We start from the raw sequence: 1,311 nt of genomic DNA, 5'->3' as shown, positions 1-1,311 counted from the left end.
CTGATGGGGTTCGGACATCGTGTCTATAAGAACTTCGATCCTCGTGCAAAAATCCTCAAATCCCTGCTCGATCAACTCAAAGACGAACTCGGAGTCGATAACGATCTTCTAAAAATTGCGGAAAAAATCGAACAAATCGCTTTAAGTGACGATTATTTTATTAAACGCAAACTGTATCCGAACATCGATTTTTATTCCGGTTTGATATTAACGGCCCTCAAAATCCCAAAACCGATGTTTACGATCATCTTTGTTATCGGGCGCTCTGTCGGATGGATTACACAGTGGATGGAGCTTAAAAACGATCCTGAGATGAAAATCGCCCGTCCGAGACAGCGGTATATCGGCGAAGCGAAAAAGCGGTTATAGCCGATTTTGGTATAATAAGAAATATATAACCGTTTTAGGAGCTTTTATGGAGTGCGAATTCCCGACCGTCAATGCGACAAACGAAGAAATACGATCTATTTTTAACGAGGTGAAAACCATTGCCGTATTGGGACTTTCACCCGATTCGACCAAAGATAGCTATCGCGTTGCCGAATATTTGAAAAATGCGGGATATACGATCATTCCTGTTTATCCGAAAGAGGAGACCATTTTAGGGGAAAAAGTGTATCGTTCGCTCCATGATATCCCTTTTCCGGTCGATATGGTTAATATATTTCGAAAAGCAGATGCGCTGGTCGCAATCGCCGAAGAGTGTGTAAAACGGGGAGACATCAAAGTGTTTTGGGCACAAAAAGGGATTGTGAACAACGAAGCGGCCGAACAGGCGAAGAGTGCCGGAATGCGCGTCGTTCAAAATCATTGTACGATGGTCGAACATCGATCGCTCAACAGTTAAAGGGAAACATTGGTCGATTTACAAACAATATACGAAGCTCATGAACGGATTAAGGGGACGGTAGTCGAAACCCCTTTTGCATTTGCTCCGAGACTCAGCGAAGAGTGCGGATGCGAGGTCTATCTTAAAAAAGAGAATTTACAAGTTACGGGAGCCTTTAAAATACGGGGTGCCTACAACAAAATTGCATCGCTAACCGAAAACGAACGTCAATGCGGCGTCATTGCCGCAAGTGCGGGAAATCATGCGCAGGGAGTCGCCATGGCGGCCCAGATTTTCGGTATCAAAGCTTTGATCGTAATGCCCGAATCGACCCCGTTGACGAAAATAAACGGAGTACGCTATTACGGCGCCGAAGTTATCCTCGCGGGCGGAAACAACGACGAAGCGTATGCCTATGCATCCGCATACGGCACGGAGATCGGAAGAGCACACGTCTGAACTCCAGTCACATTCCTTTATCT

The 1,311-nt window shown here is 45.4% G+C and carries 2 protein-coding genes and 1 pseudogene; all 3 read left to right on the top strand.

The genetic code is table 11. The features are described 5' to 3' along the window. A partial coding sequence (locus tag Q0389_RS10850; protein WP_298694098.1) for a citrate/2-methylcitrate synthase occupies window positions 1-369 on the top strand: 369 nt, incomplete at its 5' end. Between the two features lie 46 nt (window positions 370-415). Further along, complete coding sequence (locus Q0389_RS10845) at window positions 416-847, top strand: CoA-binding protein (RefSeq protein ID WP_298694097.1); 432 nt, start codon at window positions 416-418, stop codon at window positions 845-847. A gap of 9 nt (window positions 848-856) precedes the next feature. Next, window positions 857-1,261 (top strand): annotated as a pseudogene (locus Q0389_RS10840) (pyridoxal-phosphate dependent enzyme); the annotation flags it as partial. Between the last annotated feature and the right edge of the window lie 50 nt (window positions 1,262-1,311).

The organism is uncultured Sulfuricurvum sp. (genome assembly GCF_937936435.1).
GTDB lineage: Bacteria > Campylobacterota > Campylobacteria > Campylobacterales > Sulfurimonadaceae > Sulfuricurvum.
The sequence above is the reverse complement of the archived record's forward strand: the minus strand, read 5'-3'. Positions and strand labels throughout refer to the sequence as shown.

Bases quoted from the DNA above. Each gene is read 5' to 3' on its own strand.
- Q0389_RS10845 (WP_298694097.1), top strand. From the start codon at position 416: ATGGAGTGCGAATTCCCGACCGTCAATGCGACAAACGAAGAAATACGA.